The organism is Micromonospora sp. RTBAU3-60 (assembly GCF_054963695.1).
This window is the reverse complement of the sequence record NZ_JBUEGB010000005.1, coordinates 126,874-142,649: the sequence shown is the minus strand read 5'-3', so window position 1 is coordinate 142,649 and position 15,776 is coordinate 126,874. Positions and strand designations below refer to the sequence as shown.

Sequence of the window (15,776 nt, the reverse complement as noted above, 5' to 3'; positions counted from 1 at the left end):
ACGGGTCGCCCGGGGGTCGTTCAGCGGCCCGGGGCCGCCGGCACCAGGGCGGCCGCCTCCCCGGTACGCGCCATCCGCTGCCAGCGCAGCCGGTTGCCGATCACCGCGGTCACCACCGACTGCACCACCACCAGGTACATCACCTGCCGGTAGACGAGTTGCTGGAACGGCAGCGCCCACAGCGGTCCGAACCGTTCTCGGTCCAGGCGCAGCGCGTACGCGGCGGTGAAGCCCTGGAGCAGGAGCAGCCCGAGCCAGGCCAGCACCAGCTTCGACCAGGGCAGGAAGAGCAGTCCGTAGAGGGCGAAGATGTCGACCGCCGGCGCGGCCAACGGCAGCACGAGCTGGAACACGGTCAGGTACGGCAGCCCTCGACGGCCCAGCTTCCCGCCGGCCCCCGGCTCGCGCAGCGCCTGCCGGTGCTTCCACATCGCCTGCATGGTGCCGTAGCACCAGCGGTAGCGCTGCCGCCAGAGCTGGCGAAGCGACGACGGTGCCTCGGTCCAGGCGATCGCCCTCTCCTCGTACACCACCCGCCAGCCGGCCCGGAGCACCTGCATGGTCAGGTCGGTGTCCTCGGCCAGGGTGTCGGCGGGTACGCCACCGACGGCGAGCAGCACCTGACGGCGGAACGCCCCGATCGCCCCGGGGATGGTCGGCATGCACTCCAGCACGTCGTACATCCGGCGGTCGAGGTTGAAGCCGATCACGTACTCCAGGTGCTGCCAGCGGCCGAGCAGCCGACGCCGGTTGGCCACCTTGGTGTTGCCGCTGATCGCGCCGACGCGCGGGTCCGCGAAGCCCTGGACCAGTCGGTAGACGGTGTCCGGCTGGAAGACGGTGTCCCCGTCGACCAGCACCAGCAGGTCGGCGCGGGCGGCCCGGATGCCGGTGTTCAGCGCGGCCGGCTTGCCGGCGTTCGCCTGCCGGATGACGCGTACCCCGCGCAGCCGCATCCGCTCGACGATGTCGGCGGTGCCGTCGCTGGAGCCGTCGTCGACCACGATCACCTCCAGCGCCGGGTACGCGCTGGCGACCAGGGACCGTACGGTGGCGGCGATGTTCGCGGCCTCGTTGTACGCCGGCACGATCACCGAGACGGGTACGGTCACCTCGGGCCAACGCCGTCGCGGCCGCCGGACCCGGCGTACGTGCCGTTGCGCGCAGACCACCTGCACGGCGAGCCGCGCCACCCCGAGCACCAGAGCCACGCCGAGCAGCAGGTTCATGGCCGAGGCCAGCCAGCCGGCGCCGGTCTGCGCCCAGCGCAGCGCCATCCCGCTCAGCCGGGCGCCGGCGCTAGCCGGGAGCATCGACGCGGGTGCCCCGATGCCTTCCGACACGGTGGTGAACCGGTATCCCGCCCCGGCCAGCCGGGGCAGCAACTGGTCGAGGGCGGCCACGGTCTGGCTGCGGTCGCCGCCGCCGTCGTGCATGAGCACCACCGCCCCGGCGCCGCCCTGCGGCGTGGCCGCCTGGACGATGGCCGGGACGCCCGGCCGCTCCCAGTCCCTGGTGTCCCGGTCGGCGAGCACCGCCACGTGCCCGCTGCCGGCGGCGTCGCGCAGCGCGCCGTACAGCGGCCCGGTCAGCGCCGCCGGGGTCGACGAAAAGGGCGGCCGGAACAGGGTCACCTCGCGGCCGGTGGCACCGGCGATCGCGTTGCGGGTCCAGGCCAGCTCGGCCCCGACCCGCCAGCCGGGCACGCCGCCCACGTCCGCGTGGGTGAAGGTGTGCGAGCCGATCTCGTGCCCCTCGGCCAGGATCCGCCGGACCAGCTCGGGATGCTCGTTCACCCGGGCGCCGACCACGAAGAAGGTGGCGTGGGCATGGTGCCGGCGCAGCACGTCGAGCACCTGCGGCGTCCACCGCGGGTCGGGCCCGTCGTCGAAGGTCAGCGCCAGGGTGCGCGGCGCGAGCCGCCGGCTGACCGGCGTGGGGCCGTCCAGCCGCAGCACGGGTCCAGCCGTGCTGACCGCTTTCGGCGCGGGCATCGCGGTTGCCTGGACCGGGCCGGAGCCGCCCCGGACGTTGGTGACCAGACCGTTGAAGCTGAGCGCCGCGAGCAGCGCGACCAGCCCCAGCAGGAGCAGCAACCAGTGCGCCCGGGGGTCGCGGCGGGCCACGTGTCGCGCCATGGTCAGGGCTTGCCCGGAGTCCGGGTCGGCTTGGCGCTGCGCCGCCGCTCGTCACCCTGCCCGGGGACCGACGGTCGTGGGACGGCAGAGGTGGTGGCCCGGGTGGTCGTCGTGCCGGTGGCGGTCGGGGTGAGCGCCGGGGTCGTGCTGGTCACCGGCTCGGGCCGGGGGCTGGTCCGCTGCTCCCCCCGGGACGGGGCGTCGTCGCCAATCTTGATCGGCGGCTGGACCTTCGTCTCCGACCAGCCGGGCAGCGGCACCGAGGAGTCGAAGAAGAGACCGGCGAGGATCAACCCGAGGCTGGTGAGCAGGCCGAGGCCCATCGCCGTACCCGCGACCACGGTCAGCCGGCGGCGGCGTCCGGTCCGGTCGACGAACACCGGCGCCGCGTTGCCGGGCTGGTTGTGCATGCTGCTGGTCTCCCGCTGTCGCGCTCTCCGCCGGCCCTTCGGCCCGGCCCGGGAGGGCCGCCGGTGGGCCTCCCCGTGCGAACAGCGTCGGCGGTGGCCACCGCGTCACATCAGGTCGTCCGCAGCTCTGCCACGGTCGTGCTGGCATGCAGGAAGAACAGCGGGAGTCAGGGGGTCCAGGCCGGGTTCCGGCCGGTCCGGCCGAGCAACTGGTCCAGCGCGGTGGCGTCGGAGGTGGTGGGCACCGGTTCGCCGAACGCCCCCATCCGCTGGCCGGTCTCGCCCATCCGGTCCATGAAGCCGTGGCCCGCCGCCAGCACCGCCGGTTCGATCTCGAACCGCCGCCCGGTCGCCCGGGCCAGGTCCCAGGCGTGCACCGTGAGGTCGATGAGGGCCATGTCGCCGACCGTCTCCTGCGGCAGCCCCATCCCCGGCGAGACACCCTCCAGCGCCGCCGGGTCCGACCACGCCTCGATCAGGCGTACGGTCTCCGCCGCGAACCGGTCCCGCCAGCCCTCGGTCAGGTGGTCGTCCTTCGCCGACCAGTCCACCTCCTGCCGCCGGGCGAGCGCCTGGAAGTTGACCACCACGTCGTACAGGTGGTTGAGCAGGTCGCGCACCGAGTAGTCGGGGCACGGGGTGGGCAGGTCGAGCTGATCGTCGGAGATGCTCTGGACCACCGCCACCGTCCGGGGTGCGGCGGCGGCCAGCAGCTCACTAGTCTTCGTGCTCATAGGGCCAGCGTATGGGGGTGGTCTTGAAGAAATGCGACACGAACCGCGACGGGACAGCCGCGGCATCCTCGACCCGAGCCGGCTGCTGCGGAACGTGCGCTTCCGGCGCCGGCTGGCCGCGCCCGCGCTGCGCCCGTACGTCGAGCACTACTGGCTGGTCGACTGGGAGCTGACCGAGCCGCACGTGCAGCGGGTGGTGCCGCACCCGGCGGTCAACGTGGTGTTCCAGACCCAGGCGGGCGGCCCGGAGACCGGTGAGGTGGCCGGGGTCGGTCTGGAGTTGTTCACCGTCACGCTGCGTGGCACCGGCCGGGTCAGCGGCGTCCAGTTCCGCCCCGGCGGCTTCCGGCCCTTCTGGCCGCGGCCGGTCAGCGAGCTGACCGGGCAGCGCCGGCCGTTCGCGCAGGTCGGGCTGCCGGTCCAGGGCGAACACTGCGCCGGCCCGGACGACGAGCGGTGCCGCCGGCTGGACGAGCTGCTCACCAGCTGGGCGCCGGCGCCGGACCCGCTGGCCGCCGAGGCCACCGCGCTGGTCGAGGAGATCCGCGCCGACCGGCGGATCCTGCGGGTGGACGACTTCGCCCGGCGGCACGCCGTCTCGACCCGGCGGTTGCAACGGCTCTTCCTCGATCACGTCGGCGTCGGTCCGAAGTGGGTGATCCGGCGGTACCGCCTCCAGGAGGCGATCGAACAGGCCGCCGCCGGGCCGCTGGACTGGGCGCGGGTCGCCGCCGACCTCGGGTACGCCGACCAGGCCCACCTGGTCCGCGAGTTCAGCGCGGTCACCGGCGTCTCCCCCGCCGCGTACGCCCGCTCGCTGGCCGTGTCGCGCGGCGGGTGACCCTCGGCCGCGCTGCGGACGGACCCGTGCTCAGCGGCGACGGACCGCGACCACCGCGACGTCGTCATGGATCTCCGGCGGCGCCAACTCGACCAGCAGCCGCTGGCAGAACTGGTCGAGGTCGTCGTCCACCCGGGCGGCGACGGCCCCCAGCGCCGCCATCCCCTCGTCGATCGTGGCGTCCCGGCGCTCGATCAGGCCGTCGGTGTAGAGGACCAGCGTCGCGCCGGCCGGCAGCACGAACTCCAGGTCCGGCGGGCGCGGCGCGCGGACCCCGAGCAGGGGCGCCGACTGCTGCACGAACTCCACCCGCCCGTCGCTGCTGATCAGGGCGGGCAGGTGCCCGGCGCTGGCCAGCCGGATCAGCCCGCTGCCCGGGTCCAGCAGCAGCAGGCAGAGCGTGGCCAGCTCGCTCGGCAGCAGGATGCGCATCAGCTCGTTGACCCGGTCCAGGATCACCCCCGGCGGATGCCCCTCGACCGCGTACGCCCGCACCGCGTGCCGCAGCTCGGCCATCACGGTCGCGGCGTGCAGCGAGTGCCCGGCCACGTCGCCGATCGCCATCAGCAGGTGGCCGTCGAGCATCACCAGCTCGTAGAAGTCGCCGCCCACCTCGGTGTGGGCACTCGCCGGCTCGTACCGGACGGCCAGGTCCAGGCCGGAAATCTCGGGCAGCCGGCGGGGCAGCAGGCTGCGCTGGAGGGTCACCGCGATCCGGTGCTCCTGGTCGAAGGAGCGCTGGGCCTCCACCGCCGAGGCGACGGCCTGGGCGAGCTGCACCAGCACCGGCGTACGGACGGTCTGCGTGGCGGTCGGCACCACCACGTAGAGCGCCGCCCGGTCCTCGCGCAGCCGGGCGGCGGCCACCGTGACCGTGTCGCCGGTCGGCCAGTCGGCCAGCGCCCAGTTGCCCGGCTCGTCGATCCGGACGGTGGTGCCGATGGGCATCCCGGTGTCGTCGATGGTCCACGGGACAAGGACCCCGGCGGCGTCCGGCGCGGCGGCCACCCCGGCCAGGCAGTCGCCGTCGAAGGTCTCGGCAATCACCGCCGCCGGGCTCTTGAAGATCCGCGCCGCACCGGCCGCGGCCGCCGCCAGCAGCCGGCCGAAGTTCGGCGCGGCATGCATCTGCACGGTGGTGTCGGCCAGCGCGACCAGCCGCTCGGCGAGCAACTCGGCCTGCTGCCGGGCCTCGTGGTAGCGGAGCATGGCCGCGCCGCCGTCCACCGTCACGCTCCGGCCGAAGGGAGGATGATCGCGCTCAACGCCACGGCGACCTCCCTGGTTTCTGGACGGGCGGACTCTATCACCGGAATCTGCGGGCTACTTGTCACGCAGCAAAGGAATGACCGGGAGCACTCCCGCCGGCCTCCGTTCTGCGTATCCCCCTTCTCGTGGGATACGGTTCCAACCGAACACAGGAGGTCTGCGTATGTCCCTGACGGTGCACACGGAACAGCGCGGCGACGTGGTCGTCGTGTCGGTCGCGGGCGAGCTGGACATGGCGACGGCACCGCAGCTGCAGGACCAGATCACGGACCTGCTGGACAAGGGGCGCAACCGCCTCGTCTTCGACCTGGCCGAGCTGTCCTTCTGCGACTCGACCGGTCTGTCCGTGTTCGTCCGGGCGAAGAACAGCTGCGACGACACCGGCGGGGTGGTCCGGCTGGCCGCTCCGCAGCGCGGGGTGCTCCGCATCCTCGAGGTCAGCGGCCTGGTCGAGGTGCTGCACACCTACCCGACGGTGGAGCAGGCGGTCGCGGGCGACCCGACGCCGGCCTCCTCCTGACCGTCCCGCCTCAGCGCTCGTCCTCGATGTAACGGGGACGGGCGATCACCAGCCCCGCCGCCGTCTGCACCGCGAGCGCGACCAGCAGGAAGCCGATCGGCGCCGTCCAGCCTCCGGTCGCCTCGTAGAGGATGCCGACCAGCAGCGGTCCGAGCGCGGCGATGACGTACCCGGTGCTCTGTGCGAAGGCCGACAGCGCCACGGTGCCCTCGGCGGTCCGGGCGCGCAGCCCGATGGTGGTCAGGATCAGCGGGAACGCGCCCTGGCCGAGGGCGAGCAGCAGCACCCAGAGCGGCGCGAGGCCGTGCGCCGCGAGGGCCAGACCGAGGTAGGAGGCCGCCGAGAAGGCGGTCAGCGCGAGGACCAGCGGCCGCAGCGTCCGCAGCCGGCCGGCGAGGGTCGGCATGGCCAGCGCCACCGGCACGCCGAGCGCGGTCACCCCGGCGAGCAGCAGGCCCGCCGTCTCCGGCGCGTAGCCGGCGTCCCGGAAGAGCTGGGCCAGCCAGCCCATGATCGCGTACCCGCTGAGCGACTGCGCCCCGAAGTAGACCGCCATGGCCCAGCCGAGCCGGGTCCGGGCCGGCCGCACCCGCGCCGGGGTGGCGACGGCCGCGTCCGGGGCCGCGGTCCGCCGCGCCGCGCGGGCGCGCAGCGCCAGCGGCACCCACGGGAGTACGGCCACCGCGGCCATCCCGGCCCAGACGCCGAGCCCGGCCCGCCACGACCCGAAGGCGTGCGCCACCGGCACCGCCGAGGCGGCGGCCACCGTCGTGCCCGTGGTCAGGGCCATCGTGTACGCCCCGGTGACCAGCCCGGTGCGGTGCGCGAAATGCTGCTTGACCAGCATCGGCAGCAGGATGTTCGCCACCGCGATGCCGGCCAGGGCGAGCGCGCTGGTGAGCACGAAGACCGCCGCCGAGTCGGTGACCACCCGGAGCACCTGCCCGACGGTGAGCGCGACCATCGCCAGCACCAGCACCCGGGCGGCCGGCCAGCGGCGGACCAGCCACGGGGTGAGCGCGCCGAGCCCGGCGAACGCGATGGTGGGCAGGGTGGTGACGAAGCCGGCCATGGCGCCGGAGAGGCCCAAGCCGCCGCGTACCTCGTCCAGCAGGGCGCCGAGGCTGGTCACCGCGGCGCGCAGGTTGAGCGCGACCAGCAGCATGCCGACCAGCACCAGCGCGCCGCCCGTGGCCGGGCGCCGGGCTGCCGGCGGGGCCGCCGCCGGGGCCGGACCGGGCGTCACGTCGGCGGTGATCTGGTCGGCGGCGGGAGCCTCGGCGCAGGTGGGTGGCGGTGTCATGACCTCGAACCTACAATCATGGGATGAATTTCGGCAGGAGTTGTAACCGGTGACACGCGCCGTTGATTCCCTCGCCGTGCCGCCGCGTGGGCACCGGGTGCGGCAGACCATCGAGCAGCTCCGGACCCGGATCCTCGGCGGCGAGTGGCCGGTGGGTAGCCGGATCCCCACCGAGCCCCAACTCGTCGCCGCGCTGGGCGTGGGGCGGAACACCGTCCGCGAGGCGGTCCGCGCCCTGGTGCACGCCGGGGTGCTGGAACCCCGCCAGGGCTCCGGGACGTACGTGGTGTCGACCGACGAACTGGCCCCGGTGGTGGCCCGCCGGCTCACCGACGACCGGATGGCCGAGGTGATCGAGGTCCGCCGCGCCTTCGAGGTGGAGGCGGCCCGGCTCGCCGCGCTGCGGCGTACCCCCGAGGACCTGGCGGCGCTCGACGCGGCGCTCGCCGCCCGGGAGGCCGCGTGGCGCTCCGGCCGGGTGCCCGAGTTCGTCGAGGCGGACGCCGCGCTGCACACCGCGGTGGTGGCCGCCGCGCACAACGCCATGCTGGCCGAGCTGTACGCCTCGGTCGGCGCCGCGCTGCGCAGCACCGTCGCCCAGGCGATGGGGGACGCGCTGGAGCCCGAGCGGTACGTCGACCACGGTCGACTGGTCGACGCGATCCGGGACGGCGATCCGGGACGGGCGGCGATCGAGGCCGGCGCTTTCCTGGAGGCTCCCTCCGGGGCATAGGTTGTCCCGGACGGAGATACCGGACAGCACGGGAGAGCGGATGCTCAAGGGCTTCAAAGACTTCATCATGCGCGGCAACGTCGTCGACCTGGCGGTCGGTGTCGTCATCGGCGCCGCGTTCACGGGCGTGGTCACTCAGCTGACCAAGTCGTTCCTGGACCCGCTGATCCGGGTCTTCGTGCTGCTAATCACCGGCAGCGACAAGGGCATCGAGGGCACCGCCCCCAAGTTGCTCGGTATCGAGTTCGACTGGATCGCCTTCGTCAACGCGGTGATCACCTTCCTGCTCACCGCGGCGGCGCTCTACTTCCTCGTCGTCTTCCCGATGAACAAGCTCGCCGAGCGGCGCAAGCGCGGCGAGGAGCCGCCGCCGAAGGCGCCGAGCGAGGAGGTCCGGCTGCTCACCGAGATCCGGGACGCGCTGCTCGCCGGCAACCACGCCACGCCGGCCCAGCGGGGCGCGCTGGACGACGTGCTGGGCCGCCGGCCGGAGCCGCCCGCCGCGCGCTGACGTACGCGAACACACCGGCCCCCGTGGGAATCCCGCGGGGGCCGACGTGTGTCGAACACATGTTCGATAGAGTCCCGGTCATGGAGCAGCGCAGGCACTGGTGGAACGGGAAATGGGGGCGGCTGGCCCGGCGGGACGTCTTCCTCCGGGTCGACGGCGACCGCTGGCACGTCGAGCAGCGCGCCGGCGGCGCCGAGGGGGTCTCCCAGTTCTACGAGTACGGCAGCGCGGAGGAGGCGGAGGACACGGTCCGGGCGCTGCTGGAGGGGACGGACGCCTGGCGCGAGCTCTCGCCCCGTCCGCCCAGCGGCTGGACCCCGCCCGTTTAGCGCCGGGCCGGCCCGGGAACCGCTGACGGCATGAGTCAGCAGGTGATTTCCCGGGTCACCACGGGCATGCGGGTGGTCGACTCGACCGGCGCCGAGGTCGGCACCGTGGATCTCGTCCAGCGCGGCGACCCGAACGCGGTGACGGTGCAGGCGCCCGCCGGGGTCGATCCGGGCGGCAGCCTGGACGAGTTGATCGAGTCGGCGGCGGTCGAGGAACCGGACGTCCCCGCCGACCTGGCCGCCCGACTGCTGCGTACCGGATATCTCAAGGTATCCACCGAACTGGCCCGCACCGGCGCGGTCTACGTGCTGGCCGACCGGATCACGGCCGTCACCGACGACGGCGTACGCCTCGACGTCCCGGCCGCGGAACTGCCCGAGGAGGAGTGACGCCGTGATCAGCCGACCCGCGCCGGGGTGGCCGGCTCGGCGGCGGACGGGTCCGTCGGGGGTGGTGCCGGACGCTCGGCACCCCGACGGCGGCGGAAGAGCAGGAGCATCAGCCAGCCGGCGACCAGACCCCAGAACGCACCGCCGATACCGAGCAGGCTCACTCCGGAGGCGGTGACCACGAAGGTGACCACCGCCGCCTCGCGGGCGTCCGGCTCGGCGACGGCCGCCGAGACCGCGCCGGCCAGCGCACCGAGCAGCGCGAGCCCGGCCACGGCCTCGACCAGGATCGGCGGGGAGAGCAGCACCAGGGCGGTCGCCACCCCGGCACCGAGGCCGAGCAACGCCATGCCGATCCCGGCGGTGACCGAGGCGATCCACCGCCGCTCCGGGTCGGGGTGGGCGTCGGGGCCGGCAGCCAGCGCGGCGGTGATCGCCGCCAGGTTCACCGCGTGGCCGCCGGCCGGCGCGCCGAGCGCGGTGGCGAGGCCGGTCACCCGGAGCGCGGAGCCCAGCGGGGCGCGGTAGCCGTAGCCGGCGAGGACGGCCGTGCCGGGCACGTTCTGCGCGGCCATGGTGACCAGGAACAGCGGCAGCGCGAGGCCGACCACCGCGGGCAGGGTCCAGGTGGGCGTGGTCAGCGCGATGGTCGGGGCGAGCTGCGCCCGGGTCGGCCCGGCCGCGGTCAGCGCGATCGCCCCGGCCGCCACGGCCAGCGCGCCCGGCACCGCCCAGCGGCGGGCGAAGCGGTGCAGCACCAGCCAGGTGAGCACCACCGGTCCGGCCAGCCTGGGCACCTCGACGAGGGCCCGGACGGGCGCGGTGCAGAGCGGCAGGAGCACCCCGGCGAGCATGGCGCTGGCGACCGGAGCGGGGATCGCGGCGACCGCCCGGCCGAGCGCCGGGACCAGTCCGGCGGCGGCGATCAGCAGGCCGGTGAGCAGGAACGCGCCGACCGCCGCCGGCCACCCGCCGGGCACCGGACCGGTGGCGACCAGCAGCGCCGCGCCCGGGGTGGACCAGGCGATCGCCAGGGGCAGCCGGTGCCGCAGGCCCAGCCAGACCGCGCAGCCGCCGGTGGCGAGGCAGAGCGCGAGCAGGCCGGAGGCAGCCTGCGCCTGGTCCGCGCCGACCGCCCGCAGCCCGGCCAGCACCACCGTGAACGAGCTGGCGAATCCGACCAGCGCGGTCACCACACCGGCCAGGACCGGTTGGAGTCGACCCGCCACGCCATCCTCCCGCCGTCGTTCCGTCGGCCATTCCGTCGGCCGTTCCGTTTACGGAACGCCTCGATGTAGCACCATAGCCGCATGGCAGCAGCCCCACCAGCCCGGGACCGGGCGCCCGAGACGGTCGGCCGCCGGGTCCGCACCCTCCGCGAGGAGCGGGGCATGTCCCTCTCCACGCTGGCCCGGCTGGCTGGCGTCGGGAAGGCCACCCTCTCCGGGCTGGAGAACGGCACCCGCAACCCGACCCTGGAAACCCTGTACGCGATCACCGCGCAGCTCGGCGTACCGCTCACCGCCGTCCTCTCCGAACCGGCGGCGACCCCCACGGTCACCGGCGCGGCGGTCAGCGCCACCCTGCTGGAGGTCTTCACCGACACCGACGCGACCTACGAGCTCTACCGGATGCGGGTCGCCCCCGGCCCGGGCCAGCTCTCCCCCGCACACCAGCCCGGGGTGACCGAACACGTCACCGTCTTCGCCGGCGTGCTGCGGGCCGGGCCGGTGGACGCCCCGCTGACCGCCGCGGCCGGCGAGCATCTGCGCTGGACCTCCGACGTCCCGCACAGCTACGCGGCGGTCGGCGACGAGGAGGTACGGGCCAGCCTCCTGCTGCGCTACCCGCGCCGCTGACCAGGGTGGACCCGGCCGCCCGCCCCGGACAACGGAATCTTTCTCGGCCGTACCCCCGGGTAGCGTAGAGACGGCGGTGGGGTCTTCTTGGCAAGCTTGACCCCATGACGCTCATCCTCCGCTCGGCCATCCTCAACGACGTCGGCCTCATCCGGACCAACAACGAGGACTCCGCCCTCGCCGGTGACCGCCTGGTGGCGGTCGCCGACGGCATGGGCGGCCTGCCCGCCGGCGAGGTGGCCAGCGAGATCGTCATCCGGATCCTGGACGAGCTGACCCCGCCGACCGGCCCCGACGAGGCCGCCGACGCGCTGCGCGCCGTGGTCAGCACCGCCAACCAGCGCATCCGGGCCGCCATCACGGTGGACCCGGCGCGCGACGGCATGGGTACGACCCTGACGGCCGGCCTGCTCGCCGGCGACACCCTGGTCCTGGCCCAGGTCGGCGACTCCCGCTGCTACCTGCTGCGCGACGCCGCGCTGACCCAGCTCACCCGGGACGACACCTTCGTGCAGGCGCTGGTCGACCAGGGTGCACTCTCCCCCGACCAGGCCCGGCACCACCCGCAGCGCTCCCTGGTCACCCGCGCCGTGCAGGGCGCGGACGCGCCGCCGGCCATCGGGACGCTCACCGTCGTCCCCGGCGACCGGCTGTTGCTGTGCAGCGACGGCCTCTCCGACTACGTGGAGGACGTCGCGATCGCCTCGGCCCTGGCCACGTACGGCGACCGGCAGCAGTGCGGCGAGCAGCTGGTGAAGCTCGCCCACCAGGCCGGCGCGCCGGACAACGTCACGGTCGTGGTCTCCGACGTCACCGAGGTCTGACCCGGCCGTACTGGTCCTCGCGGTGGCGGGGGTGTCCATGTCCACCGCCCGGCTGCGCCGGCGCCGGCACGTCCGGCACCTGCCGGTGACCTGAACGGCAATCGGGTTGCGCCCGCCGCGCTGCCGGGTTGGGATGGACGGATGATCATCCGCCGGTTGGCCGCCGAGGAACGCCTCACCCACAGTTTCCCGCTCCAGGCGTACGCGTTCGAGGCGTCGCCGATGAAGCCGACCCGGGTCGAGGAGTACCGGGAGTACCTGCCGTACAACGCGGGCAACCGGACGCTGGTCGTCGAGGAGGACGGCGGCGCGATGGCCGCCGCCACGGCGATCCCGATGCGGCAGAACCTGCGCGGACGCGTCCTGCCGATGGCCGGCGTGGCCGGGGTGGCGACGCATCCGCTGGCCCGCCGGCGCGGCCACGTCCGGGCGCTGCTGCACCAGCTCCTCGACGAGATGCGCGCCGAGGGGCACGCGCTGACCGCGCTCTACCCGTTCCGCGCCTCGTTCTACGAGCGCTTCGGATACGTCGGGCTGCCCGCCCGGCGTACCGCGGTCTTCTCCCCGGCCGACCTGGCCCCGCTGCTCCGCGCCGAGCTGCCCGGCGAGGTGGTCTGGGAGCGGATCGGCGCCGGCTACCCGGCGTGGCGCGCGTACACCGAACGGTGCCTGGCGGAGCGGCACGGGTTCGCCGTCTTCCCCGACTTCCGCGCGGTCGGGCTGCGCGACCGGGACGACCGCTGGCTGCTCACCGTCGTCCGAGACGGCGCGACGGTCGGCGCGGTCACCTACCGCATCGACGACCACGGCGGCGAGCTGATCGCCGACGACCTGCTCGCCGGCGACCCGTACGCCCGGGCGTCGCTGCTCCAGTTCTTTGCCCGCCACGTCGACCAGGTGGAGCGGGTCCGCGTCCAGCTGCCCGCCGATGAGCTGCCCGAACTGTGGCTCACCGACCTGTCGGTGCACGTCGAGGCGCGGGTGTCCCGGCCCGGGTCATCGGCGCCGATGGCCCGGCTGCTGAGCCTGGACGCGCTCGCCGGCCTGCCGGCCGGCACCGGCCGGGTCACCGTGGAGCTGGTCGGCGACCGGTGGCTGGCCGGCACCCACCTGCTCGACGGGGCCACCGGGCAGCTGGAGGTGCTGCCCGGCGACGCCGCCGTCGGCACCGTCCCCACCGCGAGGCTCACCGCCGCCGGGCTCAGCGCCCTGGCGTACGGGGTGCTCGACCCGGCGGAGGTGGCCATCCGGGGGCTCGGCGTGGTGCCGGTGGACGCGGCCGCCGAGCTGCGCCGCATCTTCCCGCGCCAGCTGCCCTATCTGTTCGCCGATTTCTGACCTGGTCCCCGTCGCTGGGGCGGGCGTAGGGTGCTGCCCGTGCCGCAGTGGCTGGAAGCGGGTTTCTGGGGTCTGCTGGCCGGGTCCGCCCTGTTGATCGGCGCGGTCGCCGGATACTTCGCGCGGGTACCGCGCCGGATCATCGCGTCGATCATGGCGTTCGGCGCGGGAGTGCTGCTCTCCGCCGTCTCGTTCGAGCTGATCGCCGACGCGCACGAACGGGGCGGCCTGACGCCGACCGTGATCGGGGCGGCGGCCGGGGCGCTCGCGTACACCGGGGCGAACGTGCTGCTGGCCCGGCGCGGCGCGCGGCACCGCAAGCGCTCCGGCGAGGAGCAGCCCTCCGAGCAGGAGCAGCCCGGCTCCGGTACGGCGATCGCGGTGGGCGCGCTGCTGGACGGCGTACCGGAGTCGGTGGTGATCGGCGCCAGCCTGCTCACCGGCGGCCCGGTCAGCCTGGTCACGGTGATCGCGGTCTTCCTGAGCAACGTGCCGGAGGGGCTGTCCAGCGCCGCCGGCATGCGCCGGGCCGGCCGGACCAGGCGGTACGTCTTCCTGCTCTGGACGGCGATCGCCCTCATCAGCGGAGTGGCGGCGCTGGCCGGGTACGCGCTGCTGGGCGGCGCGCCACCCGAGGTGCTGGCCGGCATCACCGCCCTGGCGGGGGGCGCCATCCTCGCCATGATCACCGACACCATGGTCCCGGAGGCGTTCGAGGACGCGCACCTGCTGGTCGGCCTGATCACCGTCCTCGGCTTCCTGGTCGCCTTCGCCCTCTCCCACGCCTGACGCCGGAACCCGTTGATCAAGAAGTTTGCGTCTCCAGGGAGATCGACTCGGACGCGAACTTCTTGACCTGGTGGCTGAGTGGGGTGGGTGGTCAGTAGGGGTTGGGGTGGCCGGGGAGGCGGGACTGGAGGAGGGCCGCGGGGCGGCCGGGGAGGGTGGGGGCTGCCGAGAGCGGCGGCGCCGCAGTGCCGGCGTGGTGGGCCATGCCGGTGAGGACTTCCCGCAGCGCGGTCACCGAGTCGACCTGCGGGGTCCAGCCCAGCTCGGTCTCGGCGCGCTCGCTGGACATCAGCGGCACGTTCAACGCCAGGTCGACCCAGCCGGCGTCGACCGGCTGCAGCCGCGCCCGCCAGGTCAGCGCCGCCGCCGCGCGCAGCACCGGGACGGCCACCGGCACCGTCCAGCCGTGGAAGTGCCGGGCCACCAGCTCCGGGGTCAGCACCGGGTCCGCGGCCACGTTGAAGGCGCCGCGCGCCTCACCCAGGACCGCCTTCGCGTACGCGTCGGCCACGTCGTCGGCGTGCACCGCCTGCATCCGGAGGCGGCGGTTGGTGGGTACGAGCGGAATGCGGCCGTACCGCAGCAGCCGCACCGGGGCCAGCGGGCCGAGGAAGTAGCGGCTGATCTCGGTGCCGGCGTCCCGCTGGAAGGTCAGCCCCGGCCGCAGCCGGACCACCCGCAGCTCCGGGCGCTCCCGCTCGACCGCGTCGAGGAGCGACTCCACCTCGGCCTTGTCCCGGCTGTAGGACGACTCGGGCACCCCGGTCGCCGGCCAGCGCTCGCTGACCGGGTGGTCCTTCGGGCCGGCCGCGTACGTGCCGACGGACGACGCGTACACCAGGGCGGGGACGCCGGCCCGGACGGCCGCGTCGATCACCGCGCGGCTGCCGCCGACGTTGGTCCGGTACAGGGTGCGCCGGTCGTGGCTGGGCTGGATCTGCCAGGCCAGGTGCACCACCGCCCGCGCCCCGGCGAAGATCGCGGCCAACTGCTCGGCGGCCTCGGGGCCACCGATGTCGCAGGAGTGCCACTCCACCCGGTCATACGGCTCCCCCGGGTCCAGCCCGGGCAGCCGGCGCGCCACGCCGACCACTTCCGTCCCGGACTCCCGCCGCAGCCGGCGCAGCAGCGCCGTCCCCACGTTGCCGGTGGCTCCCACGATCACGATGCGCATGTCGCCTGCCGTACCCGCTGCAGCGGGTCCCAACCGCCGTGGCCCATGAGTGCGACGCCAGGTCGGCGAGGTGGCGGTGACCGCGCGGCAGGACACCGCCACGTCGCCGATCTGCCGCCGCGCGTCAGTCGCTGCCCACCAGCGCCCCGATCAGGCAGCCGAACGCCGCGACCGAGGTGATCGTCCGCGCCAGGTTCCACCGCACCCACGGCGCCTCGAAGCGCTCGCGGATCGCCGCCGGGTCGTCCGCCGGGCCGGCCCGGTCGAGCTGATCGTTCAGCGGCACGTTCCACCGCATGGTGATCACCAGCGTGGCGCCGTAGAGGACCAGGGCCGCGCCCGTCCAGACCAGCACCGGTCCGTCCGCGTAGTGCAGCGCCACCGCCACCACGATCAGCACCATCGACCCGAGGAAGGCGGTGAGGAACCACCCGTTCAGGATCCGCCGGTTGATCCACTGCATGGTCTGCACGAAGCTCCGGTCGTCCGTTGCGGCCAACCCCGGCATCACCGAACACGAGTACGCGAAGAACAGCCCCGCCATCAGCCCGGTCAGCAGGGTCGCCGCGACCAGCACCCCCGTACGCACGATCATCATGCGGCAAGCCAAGCGG

At 74.4% G+C, this 15,776-nt stretch carries 17 protein-coding genes and 1 pseudogene; 10 read left to right on the top strand and 8 right to left on the bottom strand.

Annotated elements, in window-relative coordinates; genetic code table 11:
- Positions 1-20 precede the first annotated feature (20 nt).
- The 3 genes from ACY34I_RS07325 to ACY34I_RS07315 form a co-directional block, all read right to left on the bottom strand.
- On the bottom strand, positions 21-2,138 hold the full coding sequence (locus ACY34I_RS07325; protein ID WP_462753690.1) for a bifunctional polysaccharide deacetylase/glycosyltransferase family 2 protein: 2,118 nt from the start codon (positions 2,136-2,138) through the stop codon (positions 21-23).
- A 2-nt stretch (positions 2,139-2,140) separates the two neighbouring features.
- On the bottom strand, positions 2,141-2,548 hold the full coding sequence (locus ACY34I_RS07320; RefSeq protein ID WP_462753688.1) for a hypothetical protein: 408 nt from the start codon (positions 2,546-2,548) through the stop codon (positions 2,141-2,143).
- A 167-nt stretch (positions 2,549-2,715) separates the two neighbouring features.
- On the bottom strand, positions 2,716-3,282 hold the full coding sequence (locus ACY34I_RS07315) for a TIGR03086 family metal-binding protein (RefSeq protein WP_462753686.1): 567 nt from the start codon (positions 3,280-3,282) through the stop codon (positions 2,716-2,718).
- 31 nt (positions 3,283-3,313) lie between these two features.
- Between ACY34I_RS07315 and ACY34I_RS07310 the strand changes: the two genes are divergently transcribed.
- Positions 3,314-4,123, top strand: coding sequence for a DUF6597 domain-containing transcriptional factor (locus ACY34I_RS07310; protein WP_462753684.1), 810 nt, complete (start codon positions 3,314-3,316; stop codon positions 4,121-4,123).
- A 30-nt stretch (positions 4,124-4,153) separates the two neighbouring features.
- Here ACY34I_RS07310 and ACY34I_RS07305 read toward each other — a convergent pair.
- Positions 4,154-5,413, bottom strand: a pseudogene (locus ACY34I_RS07305) (PP2C family protein-serine/threonine phosphatase); the annotation flags it as partial.
- Between the two features lie 142 nt (positions 5,414-5,555).
- Between ACY34I_RS07305 and ACY34I_RS07300 the strand changes: the two are divergent.
- Positions 5,556-5,912, top strand: a complete 357-nt coding sequence (locus ACY34I_RS07300) for an STAS domain-containing protein (protein ID WP_148794012.1) — start codon at positions 5,556-5,558, stop codon at positions 5,910-5,912.
- Positions 5,913-5,922: 10 nt separating this feature from the next.
- Here the strand turns inward: ACY34I_RS07300 and ACY34I_RS07295 are convergent, their stop codons facing one another.
- Positions 5,923-7,215 (bottom strand): MFS transporter, encoded by a 1,293-nt coding sequence (locus ACY34I_RS07295; protein ID WP_462753682.1) that lies wholly within the window; start codon positions 7,213-7,215, stop codon positions 5,923-5,925.
- 49 nt (positions 7,216-7,264) lie between these two features.
- On the opposite strand from ACY34I_RS07295, the gene ACY34I_RS07290 reads away from it, so the two are divergent.
- The 4 genes from ACY34I_RS07290 to ACY34I_RS07275 all read left to right on the top strand — a co-directional run bounded on the left by ACY34I_RS07290 (position 7,265) and on the right by ACY34I_RS07275 (position 9,178).
- Positions 7,265-7,948, top strand: a complete 684-nt coding sequence (locus ACY34I_RS07290; RefSeq protein WP_462753680.1) for a FadR/GntR family transcriptional regulator — start codon at positions 7,265-7,267, stop codon at positions 7,946-7,948.
- Between the two features lie 40 nt (positions 7,949-7,988).
- A complete protein-coding gene (gene mscL, locus ACY34I_RS07285; protein WP_462753678.1) occupies positions 7,989-8,459 on the top strand; it encodes a large conductance mechanosensitive channel protein MscL in 471 nt (156 codons plus the stop codon).
- An 80-nt stretch (positions 8,460-8,539) separates the two neighbouring features.
- A complete protein-coding gene (locus tag ACY34I_RS07280) occupies positions 8,540-8,788 on the top strand; it encodes a hypothetical protein (protein WP_462753676.1) in 249 nt (82 codons plus the stop codon).
- A gap of 30 nt (positions 8,789-8,818) precedes the next feature.
- Positions 8,819-9,178 (top strand): hypothetical protein, encoded by a 360-nt coding sequence (locus tag ACY34I_RS07275; protein WP_148794007.1) that lies wholly within the window; start codon positions 8,819-8,821, stop codon positions 9,176-9,178.
- An 8-nt stretch (positions 9,179-9,186) separates the two neighbouring features.
- On the opposite strand, the gene ACY34I_RS07270 is transcribed toward ACY34I_RS07275, so the two are convergent.
- On the bottom strand, positions 9,187-10,407 hold the full coding sequence (locus ACY34I_RS07270) for a benzoate/H(+) symporter BenE family transporter (protein WP_462753674.1): 1,221 nt from the start codon (positions 10,405-10,407) through the stop codon (positions 9,187-9,189).
- 81 nt (positions 10,408-10,488) lie between these two features.
- Between ACY34I_RS07270 and ACY34I_RS07265 the strand changes: the two genes are divergently transcribed.
- The 4 genes from ACY34I_RS07265 to ACY34I_RS07250 all read left to right on the top strand — a co-directional run bounded on the left by ACY34I_RS07265 (position 10,489) and on the right by ACY34I_RS07250 (position 13,988).
- On the top strand, positions 10,489-11,037 hold the full coding sequence (locus ACY34I_RS07265) for a helix-turn-helix domain-containing protein (protein ID WP_462753672.1): 549 nt from the start codon (positions 10,489-10,491) through the stop codon (positions 11,035-11,037).
- A 104-nt stretch (positions 11,038-11,141) separates the two neighbouring features.
- Complete coding sequence (locus tag ACY34I_RS07260) at positions 11,142-11,861, top strand: PP2C family protein-serine/threonine phosphatase (protein WP_462753670.1); 720 nt, start codon at positions 11,142-11,144, stop codon at positions 11,859-11,861.
- A 141-nt stretch (positions 11,862-12,002) separates the two neighbouring features.
- Positions 12,003-13,199 (top strand): GNAT family N-acetyltransferase, encoded by a 1,197-nt coding sequence (locus ACY34I_RS07255; RefSeq protein ID WP_462753668.1) that lies wholly within the window; start codon positions 12,003-12,005, stop codon positions 13,197-13,199.
- A gap of 39 nt (positions 13,200-13,238) precedes the next feature.
- Positions 13,239-13,988: a ZIP family metal transporter gene (locus ACY34I_RS07250; protein WP_462753666.1), complete on the top strand. Its 750-nt coding sequence runs from the start codon at positions 13,239-13,241 to the stop codon at positions 13,986-13,988.
- Positions 13,989-14,079: 91 nt separating this feature from the next.
- On the opposite strand, the gene ACY34I_RS07245 is transcribed toward ACY34I_RS07250, so the two are convergent.
- On the bottom strand, positions 14,080-15,162 hold the full coding sequence (locus ACY34I_RS07245; protein ID WP_462753664.1) for an NAD-dependent epimerase/dehydratase family protein: 1,083 nt from the start codon (positions 15,160-15,162) through the stop codon (positions 14,080-14,082).
- A 124-nt stretch (positions 15,163-15,286) separates the two neighbouring features.
- On the bottom strand, positions 15,287-15,760 hold the full coding sequence (locus ACY34I_RS07240; protein ID WP_462753662.1) for an anthrone oxygenase family protein: 474 nt from the start codon (positions 15,758-15,760) through the stop codon (positions 15,287-15,289).
- Positions 15,761-15,776: the final 16 nt, after the last annotated feature.